Source organism: Paenibacillus sp. BR1-192 (assembly GCF_029542445.1).
GTDB lineage: Bacteria > Bacillota > Bacilli > Paenibacillales > Paenibacillaceae > Paenibacillus_AQ > Paenibacillus_AQ lautus_A.
This window is the reverse complement of sequence record NZ_CP120718.1, coordinates 4,320,758-4,336,650: the sequence shown is the minus strand read 5'-3', so window position 1 is coordinate 4,336,650 and position 15,893 is coordinate 4,320,758. Positions and strand designations below refer to the sequence as shown.

At 49.2% G+C, this 15,893-nt stretch carries 18 protein-coding genes; 16 read left to right on the top strand and 2 right to left on the bottom strand.

Annotation, left to right across the window (positions count from 1 at the left end; genetic code table 11):
* The first annotated feature begins 296 nt into the window (after positions 1–296).
* Positions 297–1,760, top strand: a complete 1,464-nt coding sequence (locus tag P0X86_RS19235) for a chitinase (RefSeq protein ID WP_277746227.1) — start codon at positions 297–299, stop codon at positions 1,758–1,760.
* 362 nt (positions 1,761–2,122) lie between these two features.
* On the opposite strand, the gene P0X86_RS19230 is transcribed toward P0X86_RS19235, so the two are convergent.
* The gene (locus P0X86_RS19230; RefSeq protein ID WP_277746226.1) at positions 2,123–4,519 is read right to left on the bottom strand and encodes an Ig-like domain-containing protein; all 2,397 of its coding nucleotides are present in this window, start codon (positions 4,517–4,519) and stop codon (positions 2,123–2,125) included.
* A 351-nt stretch (positions 4,520–4,870) separates the two neighbouring features.
* Here P0X86_RS19230 and P0X86_RS19225 point away from each other — a divergent pair, with 351 nt between their 5' ends.
* The 8 genes from P0X86_RS19225 (at position 4,871) to P0X86_RS19190 (ending at position 10,611) form a co-directional block, all read left to right on the top strand.
* Entirely contained in the window at positions 4,871–5,515 is a 645-nt protein-coding gene (locus P0X86_RS19225; RefSeq protein ID WP_481858152.1) for a YkoP family protein, read from the top strand.
* Between the two features lie 78 nt (positions 5,516–5,593).
* Positions 5,594–6,865, top strand: coding sequence for an alcohol acetyltransferase (locus tag P0X86_RS19220; RefSeq protein ID WP_277746225.1), 1,272 nt, complete (start codon positions 5,594–5,596; stop codon positions 6,863–6,865).
* The gene (locus tag P0X86_RS19215) at positions 6,862–7,542 is read left to right on the top strand and encodes a DUF6320 domain-containing protein (RefSeq protein WP_192571480.1); all 681 of its coding nucleotides are present in this window, start codon (positions 6,862–6,864) and stop codon (positions 7,540–7,542) included. The genes P0X86_RS19220 and P0X86_RS19215 overlap by 4 nt, the downstream gene beginning before the upstream one ends.
* 15 nt (positions 7,543–7,557) lie before the next feature.
* On the top strand, positions 7,558–8,157 hold the full coding sequence (locus tag P0X86_RS19210) for a GNAT family N-acetyltransferase (protein WP_277746224.1): 600 nt from the start codon (positions 7,558–7,560) through the stop codon (positions 8,155–8,157).
* A 230-nt stretch (positions 8,158–8,387) separates the two neighbouring features.
* The gene (locus tag P0X86_RS19205) at positions 8,388–9,020 is read left to right on the top strand and encodes a hypothetical protein (RefSeq protein ID WP_277749064.1); all 633 of its coding nucleotides are present in this window, start codon (positions 8,388–8,390) and stop codon (positions 9,018–9,020) included.
* Between the two features lie 27 nt (positions 9,021–9,047).
* On the top strand, positions 9,048–9,575 hold the full coding sequence (locus P0X86_RS19200; protein WP_277746223.1) for a MauE/DoxX family redox-associated membrane protein: 528 nt from the start codon (positions 9,048–9,050) through the stop codon (positions 9,573–9,575).
* Between the two features lie 11 nt (positions 9,576–9,586).
* Positions 9,587–10,126 carry a redoxin family protein gene (locus P0X86_RS19195; protein ID WP_277746222.1) on the top strand — a complete coding sequence of 180 codons (540 nt, stop codon included), beginning with the start codon at positions 9,587–9,589 and terminating at the stop codon, positions 10,124–10,126.
* 14 nt (positions 10,127–10,140) lie between these two features.
* Complete coding sequence (locus tag P0X86_RS19190) at positions 10,141–10,611, top strand: hypothetical protein (protein ID WP_213579014.1); 471 nt, start codon at positions 10,141–10,143, stop codon at positions 10,609–10,611.
* Positions 10,612–10,650: 39 nt separating this feature from the next.
* On the opposite strand, the gene P0X86_RS19185 is transcribed toward P0X86_RS19190, so the two are convergent.
* Positions 10,651–11,013 (bottom strand): helix-turn-helix domain-containing protein, encoded by a 363-nt coding sequence (locus P0X86_RS19185; RefSeq protein ID WP_192571484.1) that lies wholly within the window; start codon positions 11,011–11,013, stop codon positions 10,651–10,653.
* A gap of 168 nt (positions 11,014–11,181) precedes the next feature.
* Here P0X86_RS19185 and P0X86_RS19180 point away from each other — a divergent pair, with 168 nt between their 5' ends.
* The 7 genes from P0X86_RS19180 (at position 11,182) to P0X86_RS19150 (ending at position 15,668) form a co-directional block, all read left to right on the top strand.
* Entirely contained in the window at positions 11,182–11,583 is a 402-nt protein-coding gene (locus P0X86_RS19180) for a NusG domain II-containing protein (protein WP_096774234.1), read from the top strand.
* Positions 11,584–11,950: 367 nt separating this feature from the next.
* Positions 11,951–12,601, top strand: coding sequence for a hypothetical protein (locus P0X86_RS19175; protein WP_090908544.1), 651 nt, complete (start codon positions 11,951–11,953; stop codon positions 12,599–12,601).
* Positions 12,598–12,939: a DUF3139 domain-containing protein gene (locus P0X86_RS19170; protein ID WP_277746221.1), complete on the top strand. Its 342-nt coding sequence runs from the start codon at positions 12,598–12,600 to the stop codon at positions 12,937–12,939. The genes P0X86_RS19175 and P0X86_RS19170 overlap by 4 nt, the downstream gene beginning before the upstream one ends.
* Before the next feature lie 48 nt (positions 12,940–12,987).
* Complete coding sequence (locus P0X86_RS19165) at positions 12,988–13,533, top strand: GNAT family N-acetyltransferase (protein ID WP_015735957.1); 546 nt, start codon at positions 12,988–12,990, stop codon at positions 13,531–13,533.
* Positions 13,534–13,739: 206 nt separating this feature from the next.
* The gene (locus tag P0X86_RS19160; protein WP_277746220.1) at positions 13,740–14,207 is read left to right on the top strand and encodes a hypothetical protein; all 468 of its coding nucleotides are present in this window, start codon (positions 13,740–13,742) and stop codon (positions 14,205–14,207) included.
* A gap of 36 nt (positions 14,208–14,243) precedes the next feature.
* On the top strand, positions 14,244–14,849 hold the full coding sequence (locus tag P0X86_RS19155) for a GNAT family N-acetyltransferase (RefSeq protein WP_277746219.1): 606 nt from the start codon (positions 14,244–14,246) through the stop codon (positions 14,847–14,849).
* A gap of 72 nt (positions 14,850–14,921) precedes the next feature.
* On the top strand, positions 14,922–15,668 hold the full coding sequence (locus P0X86_RS19150) for a GNAT family N-acetyltransferase (protein ID WP_277746218.1): 747 nt from the start codon (positions 14,922–14,924) through the stop codon (positions 15,666–15,668).
* The last annotated feature ends 225 nt before the right edge of the window (positions 15,669–15,893 follow it).

Below are 15,893 nucleotides of genomic sequence, written 5' to 3'. Positions count from 1 at the left end.
ATTGGATGAAATTGAAAAAATGAAATGTTCTGACCACAATTCGATTAAAACTCGACTTGTGGTTTTTCTTTTCACCAAATTGATCCTTTTGAGCTATTGATAATGATTAACATATAAAGTAAATTTTTTACATATCAATCAACTTACAAAATACGTAAAAAAATCAAAATTGAGTAAGAACAATGCATCGACATGGTTTTAAAAATTAACAAGATAGTTTTCATCAAGGAGGTGATGCCGGCTTACATCAAGATAGGCTAACGTTTAATTATCAATGATTGAGGAGGGATTAATGGATGAAAAGGGATTTATCCAGATTGCCGGACAAATCGAGAGTGATGTTATTGCCTTTAATGGTCGTCATGTCTATGATTATGAACTTTTTTCCCCTTGAAGTTTCTGCAGCAGAACGGGGCGCTTGGGCACCCAATGTATCTTATGTCGTTAACGACAACGTGACGTACGACGGGAAGGCGTATAAAGCTATTCAATCTCATACCTCATTACCCGGATGGGAACCACCCAATGTTCCTGCATTGTGGCAGTTTGTTCAAGGTGGTGGAAGTAATGATACAGTAGCTCCGACAACTCCTACGAATGTAATAGTAAGCGCAATCACCTCTTCAACCGTTACTTTATCCTGGCAAGCATCTACGGACAATGTAGGTGTGGCAGGATATGATGTATACCGAGGAACATCCCTTGCCATCTCTGTTACAGGAACGACAGCGACAATAACGGGTCTCTCACCGAACACGACATATTCTTTTAAGGTCATGGCAAAGGATGCTGCCGGGAACCTTTCTCCTGCCAGTGCGATCGTCAATGCCACCACTTCAGATGGAACGGGAGGGGGTCCCCAGCCGACGAAACATATATTGACAGGGTACTGGCAGAACTTTGTCAATGGTGCCAGCAAATTGAAAGTTAGAGATATACCGGATCAGTACGACATCATTGTTTTAGCGTTTGCCGAGATGGATCCTGCTAACCCTGGTGGTGTCACTTTCAACGTTGATTCCGCACTATCCGCAGCTCTTGGCGGGTACACCAGTGCCGAACTAATCGCGGATATTCAGGCTAAACGCGCTCAAGGTAAGAAGGTCATCATATCCATTGGAGGGGAATTAGGGAACATTAATTTGAATAATCCTTCCCCGAATGTAGCGAACTTTGTGAACAGCATGTACGGAATCATCACTCAATATGGGCTTGACGGGATAGACATTGATCTGGAGCATGGCATGAATGTACCTAATGTAACCAATGCGATCCGCCAACTAAAACAAAAAGTAGGAAATGATTTTGTTCTGACGATGGCTCCCCAAACGATAGACATGCAGAATCCAAACACTTCTTACATGCAGCTATATAACAATCTGAAGGATATGACAACCGTAATTAACGTCCAGTATTATAATTCTGGATGCATGTTAGGACGCGACGGGAAATGCTATTCCCAAGGCACGGTTGATTTCCTGACGGCTCTTTCGGACTTAACGCTGCAGTGGGTATCGCCTTCCCAATTGGGAATAGGAGTACCTGCTACCTCTTCAGCTGCCGGAGGTGGATATGTTTCTCCAGCGGTCGTAAATAATGCCCTGAATTGTCTAGCAACCGGAAACAACTGTGGAAGTTATAAGCCTGTGGCTAAATACCCTGATATACGGGGAGCAATGACGTGGTCCATTAACTGGGATGCGACTACGAATTACGCGCTTGCCAAAACGGTGAAACCATTCCTAAACACCCTTCCTTAATACGCATGATATTTGTACAACTTAAGTAGATTTTATATAAAATAAGGAAACCTCTCCTAGATGAGTGGTGGTCTCAAACCATCATGATCACAGAGAGGTTTCTGTATGGATATCTAGCCTCAACGGAGCAGGCGGAATCATGCTGGAGAAGCAGAGAGGTCCCCTTTGTCCCCGGATTTCAACCATATAATAGGATCATAAGAAATCTGGGGGCAACAGGGATCGGAAGCATGATCCGCATGCGTAGTGCTGCATTGCCTAGTAAAGAAATGAAGCAGACAGTGCAATAACAGCAATACGCCCCGGCCTAAAGCCAGGGCGCATCTTCTATCTGAATATAGCTTTGAAATACAAACTGAGTTTCACGGCTCCCATATCACCGTTGGATACGGGAGTTGGTCATAAGCACTTGCCCAGTAGTAGGAGTCCCCCATGATTCGCCTCGGCAGGAAGCCGATCTCGCCGCGGGATACGGTGACGAGCTCGGACTGCGATTGGAATATGCCTTCCGCACTCGTTGCGGCCGTAACGTATTTGCCTGCCATATGGGTGAATCGTCCGCTGATCTTGGCCGCAACAGGCATTCTTGTCTCCATATCAACCATCTTAAAAGTGACTTTGGCGATGCCGGCGGTGTAAGTGATGTTCATCTGGTCGATCACCATCGGTTTCATCGCAGACGGCATCGTTGATGCGGATGCAGCCAAACTGGGAGCTCCTTCATTGCCGCTGATATCAACTGCAGTGATTTTGTAATAATAGGTGGTGTCCGGCAGCAGCCCTGTATCTTTATAAGAAAGTCCTTTCGAGGTTCCGGCGTAAGTAGCGGATCCAATCTCAAAGCCGGCTTCGGTCCCACGATAGATCCGGTATGCATTTACGGCACTGTTATCCATAGCCATATCGTAGGTTATATTGATCCGTTGATAATCAAATGCTATAGCTGCTGCTCCGCTGACCGCGCTTGGCGGTTCATGGTCCGCAGGAGGCTGCCAGGTATAGCCGCCAGGTCCCCATTCGCTTGGAAAATCCAAGATTGAGGAGTAATGGTGGAGGGCAATGCCTCCAAACGCCGGGTCATTCTGAACAGCGTCGTACACCTTGTTTAACTCCGACTCCATATAAATTCGTCCTTCTTCATGGAAGCTGATGGTTTCGGGATCCCCGCCATCCGCGATGTCTTTGGTCTCGACACCGATCACAACCGACTTCGGCTTGCCGATCAGATTGGCGTAGGCCAGCTCATTCAGCGCTTGCGCGATAATGCCTGCACTGCCATCCGCCTGATCGCGGTAATTCATGATCGAGATGTAATCGGCGGTATCCTGAATGTGTTCAGACAGCCACTTGGTTTGCCCGTTCCACGGGATATTGCTCGCATCGGCCGAAGTGTCATACCATCTCGGGATCGCTGCGCCAACCGACAAGGTGAGTCCCGATGCTTGTTTGCGTTCCATGAGCAGCTGCAGCATATCCAGATACTGAATCTGGACGGAGGGCTTTGCGGTTTTGAAGTCCGGCAGGATATACGGCTCCGTATCCACGTTCACGCCGTCGAAGCGAGCGGATTCGCCGGAAGCCAGGTTGTAATTCAGGATTTGCTCAAATTCCCGCACGGCGTGTGTTTGATATCGGCTGTAGGCTCCGAAGTAAGGCGGTACGGTGCCTCCGGCGATTAAAGCTTGAACATAAAAACCCTCGGCGTGAGCCCACTCGACGAACTGTTGGACTTCGCTCCGGTAATCCTCCAACATTTTTGCTCCATTATATTGCCCCACAGCCAAATAGAGGGTCGTGATGGGACGTTGATGAAAAGTCGTAACATCCTTCGCCATAGAAGAGAGAACGGCTCGGGAATTCGGATTCAGGACCAGAGGATAGGAGGCATTCTCCCAGATCCAGATCGCACGATCCTGATCCGGCAGCGGTTCCGGGTCATACGTGCTGCTGGTCACCGTCTCAGGATTCGTCGCCGAGGGATTGTAAACATCACCCATTACATTAGCGAGATGTGGGTTGATATGATCATCCGACATATAAACGGTATTCGTAACCGCAGCGAAATCCTGATCTTGCTGAGCCGACGTCTGTCCCCCGGTTCTTGCATAGACCGTCAGACTATAACCTGTATTGCCGCGTGAATCGGTTGCCCTTGCCTCCAGACTGTGAACCTGGCGAGGGGATTGTCGTAGATCCAATGTATATTGATATCCGTTCTTGGCAGGGGAAACCTGCAGCCAGTCGCCGCCGTCGATGCGGAGCTCAACCAGCGCAATCGGATTCTTCCCTTCTGCGGATATGTTGATTTTCATTTTGTTGCGCTGCAGCGTAGACTCGGTTGGGCTGGTAATCTCCACTTCCGGTGTATCAGCTGCAGGATTATCGATGTTCAAGTGAATCCAAGGAGACCAGATGCCATAACGCGTTATCGCGTCATTGCCTTTCAGGACCATTTCGACGGGGCCGTCAAGTCGGCTTGTGTCGAGTTTATAGGACCAGTTCCCGCTGTCATCGCCGTTTGGATCCTCCATCTGAACATCCGCCATGAACTCACCGTTCACGATGAGTTGAAGCTCATACACCCCGGAATAGGTTCCGAATAACTCCGTTACGCCTAGCTGTATTGCTTGCCCGTCCTGATGGGAGTCAATCGTAATGAACGCTGCCGCTTTAACCTGCGGCAATGGAACGCAGAGTGTAGTAAACAGAACGGCCGCCAGAAACAAAAGCCCGCACCTTCGTAAATGTGAAAGCATCATCTTAGTCACATCCTTGTCAGTTTTGATGTAAACCAAATGGACTCAACGGCAGCCATCATGATCGGAAGAGCCTAAAAATACCATGCTGCGCAAATTTAAAGCGCTTACTTTTTAAATATTACGAAAAAGATCGATTAGAACCGATGCCTGGCATGTGTCAGGTTATTTTTGTTGTGTTCGAATGGGCGTCCATTCAATCGACAAGAGCAGTTTGAAATGGACCTCCGCCTGGAGACCGAGTAAAACTCTATACCTGAGGCGGTGTGAACCTGCGCAGATCTCCATTAAGATGTGAGTAACGATTTTTTCCTGACTAATGATGGAATGTAATATTCATCAAAAAATGGGGTGTTGGATCTGCTGCAAAAATCATTTAAAACCATCATGCAGAGCACATGGATGATATGGGAGCGCTTCTTCAGCTTTATTTCCAGATTCCACAGCTCGCATATCTCGCGCTTTGGCATATGCACGGTCATGATCAAGAAGCATCGGGGGGAGTGCATCGTCTGCGAGGATTCCACGGTCATTCAGGATGGGGATCTGGTAGGCGAGCTTCATTTGGATAATGAGACGGTGCTGAAGCTCATTCGAGCAGAAGGGCCGGACCGCGCGGCCCTGAAGATTGCGAGACTTGGAAGAAAATCCATGCAGCAGATTAGCCGGGCTTACGAAAGCCAGTCCGAGTTCAGCGAGGTTAACGCATTGGTCGGGATTACGCTGCTTCACCGGGGATTAACGCATGGACTTGGTTTTGAGCATCAAGCAATGAAACCGGATCTGTTCCAGAAGCTGACCACTTCCTATCTGCGCATGCTGTTGTCCGTGATGCACCCGGAGGGGAAGAGCCGCATCGATCGAAGAACCGAATTGCTCGTACCGATGAAGTTGATTCATACCCGATCCTCTTTAAGGAAGCGATTTTCGATGGGAGATCGGAGACAGCCACATGAAGAGGGGAACGCGGTCTTCGTATCGGCTGCGGTAGAAGGTTGAGTATAAGGGCGATATATCCATATAGTAGACCGGTATGCTGTTTAAACGGGAGAACATGAAGAAACGGGGAGAACGTACATGGAAGAATGGTATAAACTTGACCACGCGGGAAAGCTGTTCCCCGCGGTTGCGGGGAGGGAGAACTCATCCACCTACCGGCTGTCGATGATGCTGACAAGCCGGGTGAAACCATCGGTTTTGCAAGAGGCGCTCGATAGCGTGATTAAGAGATTTCCTCTACTCAATGTCGAGCTAAGAAATGGACTGTTCTGGAAATTTCTGCGGGAGAAGGAGACACGCTTGACGGTGGAGCCGGAATCCGCCTATCCCTGTGCCCCCGTTACTCTTTCGCATGAGAACGGAAGCTTGGTAAGGGTTCTGTATTACGGCAGCAAGATCAGCGTGGAAATTTTTCATGCTCTAACTGACGGAGGAGGGGCATTGGAGTTCCTCAAAACCTTGGTATTCCAGTATTTATCTCTGCTCGGCGAGGACGTGGAGGACAAGGAAGGCCTGATTCTGCCGCCCGCTTCATTTGCCCGATATGCTGAAGCTCAAGATAGCTTTCAAGCGCATTATACTTCGGCCACTCCCGACGCCAGGATGCCGGATGCACTTCAAATTCCGGGCACCCGTTTCTCGCCTTATGGACACAACGTCATACACGGGATGGTTCACGCATCGCGGCTGAATGCGGCAGCCAAGCAGAAGGGAGCAACCCTTACCGCTTACCTGACGGCAATTTTGATTATGGCGGTTTACGATACCACACTGCCTTTCAATAAGGATAACCGTCCGGTCGTGATCAGCATGCCGGTGAACCTGCGAAAAATGTTCCCTTCCAGCAGCCTCCGCAACTTTTTTGCGGTCATCAACATTGGCGTGCAACTAAAGGAAGGCATGACATTCGAGCAGGTGCTCGAAATCGTTCATGCACAGATGAAAGAGAAAACGACCAAGTCTTATTTAAGCCAAGCGATGGCCGGCAGCATGAAGTACGAAAAAAACCTGTTTTCCCGATTCACGCCGCTGAAATTAAAGGATCTGGCAATCCGTTACGGCTTTGACCATTTCGGGGAAGAAGCCAAAACGCTTACGCTTACCAACCTAGGTCGAGTCGACATTCCAGCTAGCATGGCCTCGCAAATCGAGGCGATGGAAACCACGATGTATCCCACAGCCAAAAGTCCCATGAACTGTGCCGTCAGCTCGATCAACGATCAGCTCACCATCACGTTTGCGCGAAATATCGTCGAAAGCGATGTGATCATGCGCTTTTTTCGCCAGCTTGCCAGCCTAAGCGATTTGGACATTACGATTGTCAGCAATGATTGGGGGATGGGCGCATGAGATGCGAAAACTGTGGCGTATCCGTAGATCCGGCGCATCAAGCGTGTCCCTTATGCCGCAGGAATGTGCAAGGTAAAGATGATAAGTACCTCGTAAGTAATTCATGGTATCCCGTCTATGAGGCTGCGGAGGAGCAGCATGCGAGCAGCAGTCTTGTATCCAAGTGGCTTACCTTTCTTGCGGTATCCGTCATGGTGATATCCGTCCTGATTAACCTACTTGGAAATCGCGAGGTATGGTGGAGTTTAACTCTCATACCCTGCGTGTTGTATGCGTGGCTGTCCATCAGGCATACCCTGATGTCCGGGTCGCATCTCGGCGGCAAAATTATCGTTCAGCTGCTCGGGCTGTCCGGTATGCTGCTGTGGATCAACGTGGCGTCGGGAACGTCTTACTGGTCGACCGGCTATGTCATTCCGTTCCTGATGATGGCGGCAACCTTGCTCATTACCGTTATATGCTGTTCGCGAAAAATGGGCTGGCGGGAGTTCGCAGGTTACTTATTAACTCTGATCCTTCTTGGTATCGTTCCCTTATTGCTGTATGCCGTTGGCATGTCGCATGTATTATGGACAGCCGTAGCTGCGGCGGTGTACGCCTTGCTGACATTCGGCGGGATGTGCCTGATTGCAGACAAGGGATTCCGCAAGGAAATGAAGCGTAGACTACATTTTTGACAGGAGGTAATCACGATGTGCGCGATCACGGTTAGAAGCATGGCCGATTACGAACGCGATGTTCGCGGCGAAGTGGCCGAGGTGTTTGTTAACGGGTATTATAAGGAGTTGTCTTATTTCACCCGAGACCGGAACATGCTGGAGAACGCCTTCCGGACGTTGTTCAGCCCGGAGGTGTTTTATGTGGCGGAGGTCCAGGGAATCATAGTCGGAATCTTGGCTTGTTCCCATAATGGGCAGCGGGCCATGCCGGTCGCGTTAGCCCCGCTTCAGGATGCTTTTGGAGACAAGACGGGAGAGCTTGCATATAACGTCATGAAGGACGAATTCAACCCGGCATTGCCCTATGATGACGAGACCGGATATATCGAATGCGTGGCCACAACCGAAAAAGCACGCGGCAAAGGCGTATCAACCGCTTTGATGAAACACGTCATGACGGAGCTGCCATACAGGCGTTACGTTCTGGAAGTGACGGACAGCAACCAAACCGCGCTTCGATTATATCAGAAATTAGGATTTCGGGAGTTTAAGCGTATATCCGAGGATTCGGATGAGAAAGGCTTCAACGACCGGATTTATATGGAGTGGACCAAATCGGCTCCACGCGGTTAGGCAAGCGTGTTATGTTTTGGTTTTAATTAGAAAAAGTGAATAGCTTACAGAAAAAACCGTCCACGGAGATCATCCGTGGACGGTATCTTTTTTCTGGATAAGATTGCCACGGGCAAATATGCCCAAGCCATCGGAGATTCGTGCAAATAATCGACAGGCTATCGTTCATAAGATGAAGTGTTAAGGATTCATGTAACGGGATTGTGGGGAGGTGGCCTGGCTTGTTAACGATGCTGCTCTTTATGTTTGCGGTCGGTGCCGCAATGGCCAGCGTGGATACCACTTGCGGACTGAACGTGCTAGGCAGCCTGGACAGCACGAAGGTCAGTAAATTCAAATATGCGCTGGTCTATATCGTGACCTGTACCCTTGGCGGCGCCGTAACGGGGCTTGCGGTCGGGGGCATCAATTATGTGCTGAAATTAACCCCCGCGGGCTTATATCAAAACTACGTCATCGTTGTGCTGTTGGTCGTGTTTCTGGTCTTGGAGTTGATTCAAAAATCGGGAATCCTGCCCTCCGGCAATTTCATCGTTCCCTCGGAATGGATCAAGGCTGCAGGGTATCGATCCGCGGCGTTATGGGGCCTGATTCTGGGCTTGGGTTTCATCACGCTGCAAGTGGGCGTCCTCTTTCATGCCTACATCGTGGTTTCCTTGTTTGCGGCTCCATGGTGGTTGAGCCTGCTGGCAGGCGCGACGTTTGGAATGGTTCGAGGCACCTTGTTCAGCCTTCCGCTGATGCGGTCCATCGTATACCGCATGCTTAAAAGAAGAGTATACAGCTTCACGCTGCTGACGGCGGTGCGGCTGACGGCTTCCATGCTGCTGATAATTGGAGCCATCATCTGCATCATCAGCTGATGATGCCAAAAAGGAGCATACAGGTCCATGTACGATGTTCTCGCGATATTCGTTACGCTTCCCATGCTATTGTCGGTGGCAAGTTATGCCTGGGGCCGTGCCTTCGGTGATCCGGATCCATTCCCCGGGGGAGCCGGGCTGCATGTGCTGCTCATTCTTCTGCAAATTTTGACGGTGACCTTGGTATACAGCTTTCCGTCGTTGATCAGCTTCCTGGGCATTTCCTTGCTCTATTTCATTCAAGGACTGGGCGTGGCTTATTTCATCCGAATAAAAGGAAGGGTGGACTGCGGCTGCTTCGGGCCTCAGATCAGCTCCAGGCTGGGGTTTCCGTTGATTGGGTTTAATCTGGCGATGGGCTTTGCGGGACTGGTTTGCAGCTATAACGCAAGGCTTGCGTTTCATCCGTCGTTCACAGTAACGGGTCTGCTTATGGAAGGCATGATATTACTGCTTGCGCTGTTTGTTGTAGTAGGGGTTCCGGATGCCTTACACGCGATCCGAATATACCGCGGAATTGCCGCACCGCATATTTCAAAGATAAAAAGAAGGTAGAGGAGGCCGCGATGAACACGTTCTTCTGGATCTCATATGCCATACTGTGGATTTTGGTCGTGCCTTTGGTGATTCTGAATTTGGTCCTGTTCCGGCAGCTCGGGATTATGGTAATGGGCACCGCAAGAGGAGTGAATCAGTCCGGTATCCCGGTCGGCAACAAAATGCCCGGAGCCACAACGACAACCTTGCAAGGAGCCGAGTGGTCCACCAGCGAGCTGATTGGCACGCCATCCCTCATGCTGTTCGGATCACCGACGTGCAAGGAATGCGCCGAGATCCTGCCGGATTTTCAGCGGATCGCCATGATGAATAACGTGAAACCGATCCTGCTGTTATTTTCGTCCGCGGATTTGGCTTCGGATTATGTCCGCAAAATAGCATATGACGATGAGGTGCTGATCGTAAGCTCGGAGTTCGCAAATCACTTGGATGTACAGGTCACGCCTTACGCCTATGCGGTGGATACAAACGGCATCATCCGGCATAAGGGTCTGGTCAACAGCCGGGAACAGCTTGAAGCGTATGCGAAAGCATCAAGAGTTTCCTAAGACGAGGTGAGAGCATGTGGAGGAAGCCGGAGAGCAAGGACGAAGAGACGCAGGTGCTGATCAGCCGGGTTACCCGGAAAATGAACCGCAAGACGATCCTGAATAAAGTCGCGCAAAGGACGGCCGAGGCGCTCGCCAAAGTGTTGGTACGGCCCAACGATGACGATATCCTCAAACAAGCGTTTGCCGCGGGGCCTTGCAGACCTCCGCACGGACAATATTGCACGGGCTGCGGCGCAGATGCCTCCTGCCCGTCCGATTATATCATTTGCACGCCAAAGACGGTGATCAACGATTGCAAGGGCTTATGTCCTTATCCTTCCGGGTGGTGGTATACAAGCGATCCGGTGGGACATCGGGCCAAGTGTCAGGATTGCATCTCGCAATACGTACATCCTTATGTCGGACGGGACTGGTGTTACCAGGGGGCCAGAGTCTATGGGCGGTATGTAATCTGTGCATGCCGTTCAACGGAAATGTATTGATCGAAGAATGAGGCATGCATAGAATACCCATCCCGTCGCTCAGAACCGTACGGACAGGTTCCGTCGGCTGAAACCCTCGTGTTTGGTACAGCCCTGTCGATAAGCCGACATCCCCGTGATCTGGCGGAAACGGCGACTGAAGCAGTACTCATCCGTGTATCCCACTTCTTGAGCAATGGATCGCATCGGCTCATTTTTCCGTAGCAGAAGTTCTTTGACACGGTTAATACGCAAATCGGTTACGTAATGCAATGGTTTCTTCCCTGTGAGTTCCTGGAATATAGGCGTGAAACGCCAGGTCGAAGATAATCGAGCCATGTGCGCCAGCTGTTTTACCGTCAAATCAGGATCCATGTAATGCTCGTCTACATAGTGAAGGACGTTTTCAAAGGTTTGTGCCAAGGTCGCGATTGGCCGTCCTGAATATTTTGCTGGAGCAAAACAGTCATCAATTCATAAAACCGGGCAGCCGTTTAACCCGGATAGCGAATGTGACAAAACTCATTTCCACGGCTTCGAGCATCGTTCATACTTGGGTTCCGAAGACTTTGCACGTCGGGAGGGAGCACCTTGTCCAGAATAAGACGCGGGGATATGATTTTGTTCGCCATCATCCTGATCCTTGGATCCTTCACGGGGCTGCAATGGTGGAAGCATAGTCACGTGGAATATCAGCAGGGTCAGCTTCAGGCGCTGATCACGGTGAATGGCAAAGAATACGAAACCGTCCCGCTGAACGGGGACGAACGCATCATCGACATTAAGACCAAGTTTGGACACAATACATTGAAAGTTTATGACTACGGGATCCAGATGATATATTCGGATGCTCCGAAGCGAATCGCGCTGGACATGGGTTTTATCTCGGAACCTTATCAACAGATTATTTGTGTGCCGACCAGAGTGGTGGTAGAGGTGCTGGTACCTGAGCATGAACGGAACGAGTCCGAACTGGATGCCGTGGTGAGCTAGGCTCAGGGAGAAGAGTAAGTATCATAGGCTTAAATGAAAGAACCGGGTTTTGAACCGGTTCTTTTTGTTGTTTAGGACATCTGGTATGAATGCAAGGATAGCGTAACTTTGTCGCAGAAAAGACAGTTATAATAAATGAAGGGATAAAGTTGCGTAACCACATGCTTCCGGGGCATAAGATCCGTAGATCTTAGGTCGACGGGATGCCCAGTCGCAGAGTAAAGGTGGGGAGTTAACATGGAGCTGGTCGCACTGATACTAGTTGTGGGCTTTTTGTTCGTTGTGGTATATTTGAGGGCAATTTGGAACGTGTTGCTGGACATTCGAAACGAGTTAAGAAGTGATGGCGACAGAGGGGCGTGATACGATGCAGAGCGAGAAAAAAGACTACTCCCATGTATACTGGATCGGAGGCTCCCCCTGCTCGGGCAAGTCGACGATTGCCGAAAAATTGGCGAAGGATTACAGCTGCACCTATTATCAATGCGATCTATTCAACGAGAAGCATGTGACCATATGCCATCCGTCGGAACACCCCACCATGTCTCGATTGAAGGATATGTCCTGGAATGCATTGTGGTCGCGGCCGGTGGAGCAGCAGGTTGAGGAAGAATTGGAATTTTACCGAGAGGAATTTGGCATGATTATGGATGATGTTTCGGCCCTGCCGGACACGAGCCCCATCATCGTTGAAGGTGCGGCTCTATTGCCGGAAAAAGTCGAGCACCTGGTACCCAGCCCGCATCATGCGATATGGATCGTCCCGGTTCCGGCATTCCAGAAGGAGCATTATGCCAAACGGGAATGGATCCACGAAATTTTGGTATCATGCGATGATCCCGGCGCCGCGTTTCGAAACTGGATGGACCGGGATATCGGGTTTGCGAGATACGTGGCCAAGGATGCCTTGGACCGCGGATTCAAGGTGATGTTCGTGGACGGGAGCCGAAGTGTTCGGGAGAACTACGAAGAGGTCAGGCGTCATTTTATGCTATGCAAACAACAGGGAATCCAATGAAGAAAATCAAAATCGCATTGTTGGTTTTGCTAGTGCTTGTGCTCTTGTCTCCCTTTGTGTATGTGCAATCCAACAAAATGATCTATGCCAAGAAGGTGAAGACTTACCTGCTTGAAGAAGAACATTATACGCAGGATGAAATCCAGTCGGTCCAAGGCATTTGGGGCGTTAAGCTGCCTCCTTTTTATGCCGTCGTGGTATTTAAAGACGAGCCTGAGGTAGAGTATATTTATTTTGCCCATGATACGATTATGCAGTTTGAATACCGATTGACGCCTGAGGGGGAAGCCCGTGGAATTACACGATCCATGCTAAAGCATGATATCCCAAGGGATTGATATGGTGTTGCAATTTTTAGTTTAAAGCTGTTCAGGGGGGAGCATCGCATGTCCATAACGCTACAAACTTCACGTCTGCAGTTGAAAACCGTGGATCGGGAACGGGCAGCGGATGTGTTGGATTTTATCGTCAGGAACGATGAGTTTTGGAAGATTTGGGAGCCTGCCAGGGAAGCGGAGTTTTATACCCTGGAGAAACAGGCTGAGATTCTGGCAGCGGAAAGTCGAAGCATCGCTGACGGTTCCCTGCTTAAAGTGTGGCTGCATCAAAACGATGAGATGATCGGCTCGATTGCGATCAGCAATATCGTGCGGGGTGTTTTTCAATCGGCTCATGTCGGGTATAAGCTGGCGCAATCTCATACGGGAAAAGGGTATATGACCGAAGCTCTGAGCGCCGTGGTCGGCTATTGCTTTGATACGCTGGGGCTGCACCGTTTGGAAGCCAACATCATGCCGAGAAACAAAGCCTCGATGAACGTCGTGAAACGACTGGGCTTCTATGAGGAAGGTCTGGCGATCAAATACCTGAAGATAAACGGCGTATGGGAAGACCACCTTCACATGGTGCTCCGTAACGAACGTATGGAGTAGATCATGTGGAAGAGAGTCTCTACACTTATTCTTCTCGTTTCATCATGACAACATTTAGACTGGGACCTGAGATTCCATGTACGAAGGTGCTGAGTTTTTGTATTTTGATGAGTAAGAGATAAAGTGGAGAGGTTCGTACAGAACACGGCTGCGGAGTTGAGCACATTATTGGCTCCCGAAGGGATCCATGTACAAGGAGGTTAGGCGTGTTACTGAAATACATACAACAAACGGGTTCGTGGATCTGTATCCTATGGATCGTGTTGGCATTATGCTCTTGTCAGAACGGAGGGGAGCGGGTAGAGCACATTGAGGCTTTTATCGTTGAAGATGTGATGATAACTGCAGATGGACTCAACATGCCTTCAGGTTATAAAAAAGTGAATTCGATAACCAATCATGAAGATAATCAAGGGGCCACGCTGTCGCGTGTACGAGCGATTGAAGACTACTACGATAGCGGAGGGAAGTTTGTGAAAACCAGGGTGTATGATCAGAGTCATAAACGATGGAAAAATATACCGAACGAGGATTCCAGCAGCCAAGAAAAGGAGCTTGAAACACCTCTAACCATCCACATCCCCGACAATCATTCCTGGACACCCGTTGAGCTATCGGATCAACAAAAGGATGAAATAAAAGCCCATGTTATCAAACACACCCAAAAATGGTGAGTCTATTTGTAATTGACGATAGGAGGAGGACTCCTCATGTTTCATGTAGAGATTAGGCGGCCGAATCGTAGTGATATGAAAGCGATGGAGCATTTTTTCCGGTTCGTGATTACCGATACGTTTGCCAAAGAAGGCTTGGTTGATTTATCGGAGGACATCGAGCAGGAGATTGACAGCAAAATTAGGTGCTTGAACGCGGATATTGCAACGAACGGAGAGCAGAGGTATTTTCTGATCGGACTTATAGACAACAGCGTTGTAAGCAGCATCGAGTTTGGCCCGTCCAATGCATTGATACGGAAAAGTTCCAATGGAGTACTGCGTGACGTGGTTGAAATCGGAACCGTATTTGTGCATCCTGATTATCAGCAACAGGGAATCGGCAGTCTGATGCTTCAAATCATGTATCTTACGCTGCTCAATAAGGGGATAACGGAATTTTGTTTGGATAGCGGATATACGCGTGCTCAGAAAATATGGAAGAAGAAACTAGGTGAACCCGATTACGTCCTTCAAGATCACTGGGGGCGCGGAATCGACCATTTGATATGGAGAAGAAGGATGACGGACGTTCCCATTGTGTTTAGTATCGCCGATAGATCCAAGGAATTAGCAGAATCGAGTGGCGTGCAGGATACATGAAGAATCATTTAGCTTGTATAAAAATACAAATAGATGTATATTAATTCCTATCATGCGGTAGGAGTGGTATACGTGCTAAAGAGAATCGAAGAACTTGCCTTAAACGCTTGGCCGGCGCTTCAAACCTTGACGCACCATGGGTGGCTGTTACGTTTTGCAGACGGTTATACGAAGAGATCCAACTCGATTAATGCCTTATACACGGATCCATCGATAGACCTTGACGCCCAAATTCATGAATGCGAGCGGTTATATGTTAAGGCTGGGCTTGACGTCGTATTTAAAATCACCCCGTTCAATCCGCAGGAGCTGGACCGTATGTTGGATTCCAGGGGTTATTCCATACTCGATCCAACCAGTCTGAGGGTGTTAGATCATCTGGATCATCTGGAGCTTCCAACGCATAAGGAGGTTAAGATCGAAGAACGGCTGACGGATGAATGGCTGAGCGTGCTGACCGAGATAACTGGAATATCCGAAAAATATAAGGCTGTAAAAAGAAAGCTGTTCAACTATTCCGTGATTCAATACGGATTCTTCATCCTATATGATCATGGTGAACCTGTGGCGTGCGGGATCGGGGCAATAGAGCAAGGCGTCGTCGGCATATTTGATCTCGCCACAGCTCCGGCATGCCGAAATCGCGGGTTCGGAAAACAGTTACTCTTACATATTCTGCATTGGGCCAAGAAGAATGGAGCTGCAAGCAGCTATCTACAAGTGGTCCAGAACAATGTTGCTGCAAACCGGTTGTACGATCGTCTTCAGTACAGGGAGATCTATTCCTATTGGTATAGACATAAGCGTATCGAAGGATAAAGGCAGCATCCGTAGCGTATGAACCGGTGAATCTGAGCTTATCGGATCCAGGGGTTACCCAATCGAATGAACAGTTGTATAATCATGGAAGATGCCTGCCACAGAGGACCCCGCCTTAGATGAAGCTGTCTAAGTTGGGTCTTTTTAGTCAAATGGGCTGTTCGCAGTCATAAATCGCGTGTTCCCTTTTTCTAACGTACTCATGAAGGATACAGAAAGTTGGTG

Coding starts and splice junctions, on each gene's coding strand:
- P0X86_RS19235 (WP_277746227.1), top strand. CDS start 297: ATGAAAAGGGATTTATCCAGATTGCCGGACAAATCGAGAGTGATGTTA.
- P0X86_RS19230 (WP_277746226.1), bottom strand. CDS start 4,519: ATGATGCTTTCACATTTACGAAGGTGCGGGCTTTTGTTTCTGGCGGCC.
- P0X86_RS19220 (WP_277746225.1), top strand. CDS start 5,594: ATGGAAGAATGGTATAAACTTGACCACGCGGGAAAGCTGTTCCCCGCG.
- P0X86_RS19215 (WP_192571480.1), top strand. CDS start 6,862: ATGAGATGCGAAAACTGTGGCGTATCCGTAGATCCGGCGCATCAAGCG.
- P0X86_RS19210 (WP_277746224.1), top strand. CDS start 7,558: ATGTGCGCGATCACGGTTAGAAGCATGGCCGATTACGAACGCGATGTT.
- P0X86_RS19205 (WP_277749064.1), top strand. CDS start 8,388: ATGCTGCTCTTTATGTTTGCGGTCGGTGCCGCAATGGCCAGCGTGGAT.
- P0X86_RS19200 (WP_277746223.1), top strand. CDS start 9,048: ATGTACGATGTTCTCGCGATATTCGTTACGCTTCCCATGCTATTGTCG.
- P0X86_RS19195 (WP_277746222.1), top strand. CDS start 9,587: ATGAACACGTTCTTCTGGATCTCATATGCCATACTGTGGATTTTGGTC.
- P0X86_RS19190 (WP_213579014.1), top strand. CDS start 10,141: ATGTGGAGGAAGCCGGAGAGCAAGGACGAAGAGACGCAGGTGCTGATC.
- P0X86_RS19175 (WP_090908544.1), top strand. CDS start 11,951: ATGCAGAGCGAGAAAAAAGACTACTCCCATGTATACTGGATCGGAGGC.
- P0X86_RS19170 (WP_277746221.1), top strand. CDS start 12,598: ATGAAGAAAATCAAAATCGCATTGTTGGTTTTGCTAGTGCTTGTGCTC.
- P0X86_RS19165 (WP_015735957.1), top strand. CDS start 12,988: ATGTCCATAACGCTACAAACTTCACGTCTGCAGTTGAAAACCGTGGAT.
- P0X86_RS19155 (WP_277746219.1), top strand. CDS start 14,244: ATGTTTCATGTAGAGATTAGGCGGCCGAATCGTAGTGATATGAAAGCG.